Annotated in this window: 5 protein-coding genes; 3 read left to right on the top strand and 2 right to left on the bottom strand. The window is 53.2% G+C overall.

Annotated elements, in window-relative coordinates; all coding sequences use genetic code 11:
* Positions 1-787, top strand: a 787-nt coding sequence (locus WC488_04160; GenBank protein ID MFA5077593.1) for a Fic family protein, incomplete at its 5' end; no start/stop codon positions are given.
* Here the strand turns inward: WC488_04160 and WC488_04155 are convergent.
* Positions 784-1,722: a DUF475 domain-containing protein gene (locus WC488_04155; GenBank protein ID MFA5077592.1), complete on the bottom strand. Its 939-nt coding sequence runs from the start codon at positions 1,720-1,722 to the stop codon at positions 784-786. The two genes, WC488_04160 and WC488_04155, sit on opposite strands and share 4 nt — an antisense overlap.
* 64 nt (positions 1,723-1,786) lie before the next feature.
* Here WC488_04155 and WC488_04150 point away from each other — a divergent pair, with 64 nt between their 5' ends.
* A complete protein-coding gene (locus WC488_04150; protein ID MFA5077591.1) occupies positions 1,787-2,947 on the top strand; it encodes an FprA family A-type flavoprotein in 1,161 nt (386 codons plus the stop codon).
* A 9-nt stretch (positions 2,948-2,956) separates the two neighbouring features.
* Positions 2,957-3,475 (top strand): GNAT family protein, encoded by a 519-nt coding sequence (locus WC488_04145; GenBank protein MFA5077590.1) that lies wholly within the window; start codon positions 2,957-2,959, stop codon positions 3,473-3,475.
* A gap of 23 nt (positions 3,476-3,498) precedes the next feature.
* Here WC488_04145 and WC488_04140 read toward each other — a convergent pair.
* Positions 3,499-6,231: hypothetical protein (locus WC488_04140; protein MFA5077589.1), on the bottom strand; the 2,733-nt coding region annotated here is incomplete at its 5' end.

The raw sequence follows: 6,231 nt of genomic DNA, 5'->3' as shown, positions 1-6,231 counted from the left end.
TGTTTTTGACGAGGTTCTTGAACTGTTCGGGATGAAACGGGAAAAGAGGAGAAATGCGAGGCCCGCAGATGCGCAGGCTTATGCGGAGATGGAGCGCCTGCTGGAGCATTGCCGGAAAGCCAGGAAGCATCTGAACGCCTGGGCTGTTGAGAAGAGCAGGAAGGTGGAATACGCGTGGGCGAGCGCGCAGCTTTCCGGAAGCCAGCTCACGTTCGAGGAGGCGAAGGAGCTCGTGCTCAGGGACATTGCGCCTGAAGGAAAAAAGATGAGCGAATCGAGCATGGTGCTGAATTGTCTCCTTTCGCTCGAGTATCTGCTGAAGTATATGGACGAACAGCTTTCGCCAGGGCTGATTCTCGAGCTGCACCGCATATCCTCGTTCGGGCTTGCGAGGGGAGGTTTCAGGGCCGCGCAGGGCGCTTCCGAGGGCCAGCAGTATCTGGCCGCGGCGCCGCAGGAGATAGTCCCGAAGCTGGAAAGATTATGCCAGGACGCGAACGAATTCCTTTCCGGAAAGAGAAATGTGCGGGAGACTGTCGAATTCGCTACGTTCGTGCACAGCGAGTTCCAGCACATAATGCCTTTTTCGGACGGGAACGCAAGGGTTGCGCGCCTGCTCTGGAATTACATACTAATTAGGAGCGGGTTTCCGCTCATCGTTATTCATCCTAATAATAGAGATGAGTATCTTTCGCTCACGAAGCTCGCGCGGGAAAGGGAGGATGAGAAACTGAACCTGTTTTTATCTTCAATAATAATAGACAATATGCGCAGGATTGAAGATTAGTTTTTCTGTGCGGAAATTCCAGGTTCGCTCCTGGATTTCCAGAAGAAATACCCTATTATCGCAAATGTGAACACTGGGGAAATGAAGCTGGGTATGTGCGCGCCGAAAGCGTCCAGGAGCATTATCGCGCCGAGGATGAAGACTGAATACATTGCCCCGTTCTTCAAGTACTTGTATTTTTTCACGGATTCGATGTTTCTTATGGTCACTTCGCGCACTATGAGGGCGCCGAGGCCGCTCCCAACCATTATGAGCGGTACGGAAAGCGTGAATGCGAACGCCCCTACCACTCCGTCCACTGAAAAGGTCGCGTCTATCACCTCAAGGTAGAGGATTTTGCTCCAGTCGCTCATTTCCCTGCTTCCTTCCCCTCCGAGCAATTCGCGCTCCCTTGCTTCCGCGTTCTGCTTGAAGCCGTGCGTGATGAAGAACGCGGTTGAACCCACGACTGCGCCGAAAGCGAGCATGCTGTCAATCTGGAGTGCGAACCAAACTATCACCGTAAGCAGGATTGAAACAGTGGTGTAGAACCACACGCCCTGGGAAATGAAGAACCTCTCCTCCCTCAGGCCAAAGTTCTTGGGCTCTATGAATAGCCAATGGAAGAAAAGGAATACAAGGAACACCCCTCCGCCCGCGAGCAGTATCGGGGAGCTGGATTCTATCGCGTCTATTATTTTCGGGTCGCTGCTGAATGCGGCCATAAGGATGTCCAACGGTTGCAATGAGGGATTCGCAATCCATACAATTGCGAGGGGAAGAAGGAGCCTGAGCCCGAAGACCGCGAACAGAAGGCCGTAGGTGAGGAACCAGCGTTTGGCTCTTTCGCTCATTTTCGAAAGCACTTCGGCGTTGATTACCGCGTTGTCTATGCTGCTTATGGATTCGAAAAGCGCGAGACCTAGGACAGTGAGGATGGCGGATAGGAAATCCATAAATAGATGTGTGAAATAAGGTTAATTAAATATGCGATAAAGGATTTTGGCAGGGGTGTGCGTGATGGCCTTTACTGAAATAAAGAAGGGGATTTATTGGGTGGGCGCAAATCATCCGGAGAGAAAATTTTTCGACGAGCTGTTTCCGCTCCCTGAGGGCACGAGCTACAATTCCTATATTGTGAAGGGAACTGAAAAAATTGCGCTTATTGATACTGTCGATCCGGTCAAGGCAGACGAACTCATAGCGAATCTGCGCGAGTTGAATGTAGAAAGACTGGATTACATTATTTCAAACCACGCCGAGCAGGACCACTCGGGCTCAATTCCGAGAATCCTTGAGCTTTATCCAGGGGCGAAAGTGGTTACGAATGCGAAGTGCAAGACCATGCTTATGGATTTGCTGGATTTGAAAGACGAGAATTTTGCATTAGTTGGGGAGAACGAGGCGCTGGATTTGGGCGGGAAAACGCTGAAATTCGTTCTTGCTCCGTGGGTGCACTGGCCTGAAACTATGTTCACTTATGTTGCTGAGGAAAAAATCCTGTTCACGTGCGATTTCCTAGGTTCGCATGAAAGCTTCGGCGGCACGTACGATGAAGAAGATGGAAAGAGGTATTTCGCAGAGATTATGCTGCCCTATCGCGCATTTTTCAGAACGCATCTTGAGAGAGTCGCGGGAATGGATTTGGAGATGATTGCGCCGAGCCACGGGCCCATAATAGGGGAACCGGCTAAAATTATCGGATTGCACAGGGAATGGGCTTCTGAGAGAGTGAAGAACAAGGCGCTCATAGCTTATGTGAGCATGCACGGAAGCACTGAAAAGATGGTCCGGCATCTGGAGAATGCGCTTGCGAAAAAGGGAATTGAAACGAAAGTTTTTGACGTTGCAAAAACCGGCTTTGAAGGCGTGAGCTCGGAATTGCTGGATTCCGCGACCGTGGTTTTCGCCAGCGCAGTAGTGCTGAACGAGGCACACCCAGCTTTGCTCTATGCCGCGCACGCGATAAACATACTGAAGCCCAAGGCGAAGTTCTACACGATTATCGGCTCGTATGGGTGGGCTGCTACGCACGCGGAGCAGATTAAGGGCGCGTTGGGAAATTTCAAAAGCGCTGAGCTTATTGCTCCGGTTTTCGCGAAAGGAACTCCGAAGGAAGCGGACTATGCGAAGCTGGATGCGCTTGCGGATGAGATTGCGAAAAGGCATGCGGGGATTTAGGTGGAGCGGATGGAGGAATTGAAATTAGTAAGGAGCGGGAAGGAACTCAGGAAACTTGGCGCGAAGGCGTTCATGGATTACATAAATCCCATAATCCGGGAAAAGGCGTACATACTTATGGACAAACCGGTTACGCTGAAGCAGGAAAAAGAATGGCTTGAAAGCACCGCAAAGGCCATGGATGCAAAAAGCCAGATGAAAATTATCCTGTTTGTGGATAGGAAAATTGCTGGAGTGTGCGACGTGATGCGCGGCAGGTATAAGGAGATGCACAATGTGCATTTCGGGCTTTCGGTCGCGAAGAAGCACCGCGGAAAAGGCTATGGCGAAATGCTCCTGAGAAAGGGGATTCAGGCTGCGAAGAAATATTTCAAGCCGCACAGGATTTGGATTGAGCATCTGGAGGGGAACGAAACCGCAAGAAAACTTTACGAGAAACTCGGGTTCATAGAGGTCGCGAGGCTGGACGAGTACGAGAACTATTTCGGGAGATGGATTGATAAAATATTGATGCGCTACGAGAATTAAACGTGGGCCGCAACAGGATAAAATCAGCCTACTTCCACTTTTCCGTTTTCTATTTCCGCATCCCTGAAGGAGAAGATGTAGGTCCCTTTGGCCGGAGGTATGAAGGATGCGCTGCCTTTGGAATCCGTTTTCAGCTCGGCTACTTCGCCATTTTCCCCAACGACAATGAGTTTTTTGTTCCTGAGCGGGCCCCCCTTCTCGTCACGCAGGGTTATTGCCAGCTCCTCCCCCGCAACGGGTTTTTCAGGTTCAAAGCTGAGGGCCGCGGCCTTTTTTCCGAACAGCAGCGCCACTATCCTGTCCCTGTACTTGTACGAGAGTAATATGAGCAGAAGCAGGATGATGAGCAGGATGAGGAGGTTCGGATCATCTAGTATGCCCCGGCTCGCTGGCAGCGGAGTGAGCTGTATGTTCGCGGCAAGGCTCCGCACGTTGGATGCGGAAATCGTGTAGACGTATTTGCCTGGGACCGTGAGGGTCTCCTCGTACCTGCCGTAAGCGTCCGTGTCTGATGTTTTCTGCTTCTGGTTGGGCTCATCGGCTTTCACCCCTGCTTTTGTGGGCTTACCCATGCTCACCACGTCAATGGTGAGCTTGCTGGGCTCGGTCACGTAGAGCGGTATTATCAGGATTTTGTCCGAGGGCTGGGACTGCGTGTCGTAAACGTACGTCCCAAGTATTCCGGTAAGGTTGGCGCAGGACGAGGAGTAGGTGTAGTAGCCGATGATGGGCGGAAGGTAGAAAATCCGGCCGTTCGCATCGCTCAAATAACGTTCGCTGATGTTGAGCGGGTCGGTGACGTTCAGGTATGCTGACTGGATCGTGGAGTTGGAAATGTTGTAGAGCGCCACTGTGACCGTGTTGTTCACAAGAGATTCCAGGGGGGCGTCTATGCGCAGATGGTTAACTAAATCAACGCACTGGTTGTCCAGGCACATGAAGCATTCGCCGCAGGGCGGACTGTTGAACTGGCAGCCCAGGCCTGGGATGCACTCGCCGTTCGAGCACATCTGGTCCGCAGGGCAGTCGCTGTTGGAAGAGCACGGGCATCGGCCGCAATCCTGCGGGCATGTGGTGCAGTTCTCGCCATTGCTGCATCTTCCGTCGCCGCAATATGGATGTTCAGGGGGTGCGGAGCATGTGCAATCCGCATTGCAGGTCCAGCTGGAATTGGCGCATGGGACTGCGCCGGGTTCGCAGCTCTCGTTGGGCTGGTTGATTATTAGGTCTCCGCAACGTGGGGCTATTTTAGGGGGTGAGCAGGTGCAATCCGCATTGCAGGTCCAGCTGGAATTGGTGCATGGGACTGCGCCGGGTTCGCAGCTCTCGTTGGACTGGTTGATTATTAGGTCTCCGCAACGCGGCTCCGGAGCGTGGCACTTGCATGTTGATGTGTCGCATATCCAGGTAGGGAATTCCGTGGCGTTTATTATGCACAGTGGATGGCCCACTTCGCATTCTTCCCCGGGCGTTACCAGGTGGCCGTTGCCACAGTAATCGGACCCGCCCGAATCGTCTATCCGGAAGCTCCAGGTCTGGCTCCAGCCGGTGCTGAGCGCCGGGTCAGTGCAGCTCGCGTTCCAGTAGTACCTGCCTTCGCCGAGCCGCCGCGTCACAGTGGACTGTGCGGAGTCGTTCATGACAGATGCGTTGGATATCGGTTCTGAATCCAGGTAAACCGTGCAGTTGAGCGGGTAGGCGGAATCGGTGGCGTTCCACTCCAGGGTCTTGTTTCCGGTAGATGAGAACACCTGCCTGTCCTGGGGCCTTATGAGGCTCACCTCTGGACCTGCCGTGTCTATCGTGAAGCTCCAGGTTTCGCTGTAGCCGGCCCACCCTGCGAGGTCGGTGCAGGTCGCGTTCCAATAGTATGAGCCTTCGGAAAGTGCAGAAGTGTCAGTATTGATATTTACGCCCGTGGAAACGCTGCCCGAGAATATCGCGCTGTTGTTCAGGTAAATGGTGCAGTTTTCGGTAGCGCTGTAATCGTCCGTGACGTTCCAGGTGAGGGTTTTGACGCCTGTGGAGTTGAATGCCGTCCCGTCGGCAGGGCTCACCAGCGAGACTATCGAATCATTCGAATCGTTAGTATCTATTATGAACGTCCAAAGCAGGCTTGTTCCGTTGTTGCCCAGAGCGTCAGTGCAGTTTACGTTCCAGGAATAGGCACCCTGGGAAAGCGGGGCTGTTTCGTTGGTCACCGGCGCGTTGTTCGGGGCTGAGAGCGAGCTTATTTCGGTTCCGTTCAGGTAAACCCCGCAAGTCGTTGGGCCGACCGAGTAGTTGACGCTCCATGTCAGGTTCTTTGGGCCAGAGTAGTTGAACGTAGCGGCATCCGGAGGTGAAATCAGAGTCACTGTGGGCGCGAATGGCGCTGCTACGATGAACTGCCAGGTTTCGCTCCAGCCTGTGTTGTTCGCGTCGTCAATGCAGCTCACGTTCCAGGAGTGGGCGCCGTAGGAGATGTTGTGCACTGTGAGCGAGGAGGAGCCGTTCAGGGTGGAATTAGTGCCGTTGAGAATTCCGTCCAGGTAAATGGAGCACTCGAGGCTGGGGTCGTATGTGTCGGTCGCGTTCCACTGGAATGCAATTGTGGTTGAGATGGTAATGTTGCCGTCCGCAGGGCTGGAAAGATTAACGGTTGGAGCCGACGTGTCTATCGTGAAGCTCCAGGTTTCGCTGTAGCCGGCCCACCCTGCGAGGTCGGTGCAGGTCGCGTTCCAATAGTATAATCCTTCGGAAAGTGCAGAAGTGTC

This window comes from Candidatus Micrarchaeia archaeon (assembly GCA_041650355.1).
Classification (GTDB): Archaea; Micrarchaeota; Micrarchaeia; order Anstonellales; family Bilamarchaeaceae; genus JAHJBR01.
Note: the sequence above shows the minus strand (reverse complement) of the source record. Positions and strands in the feature narration are given on the sequence as shown.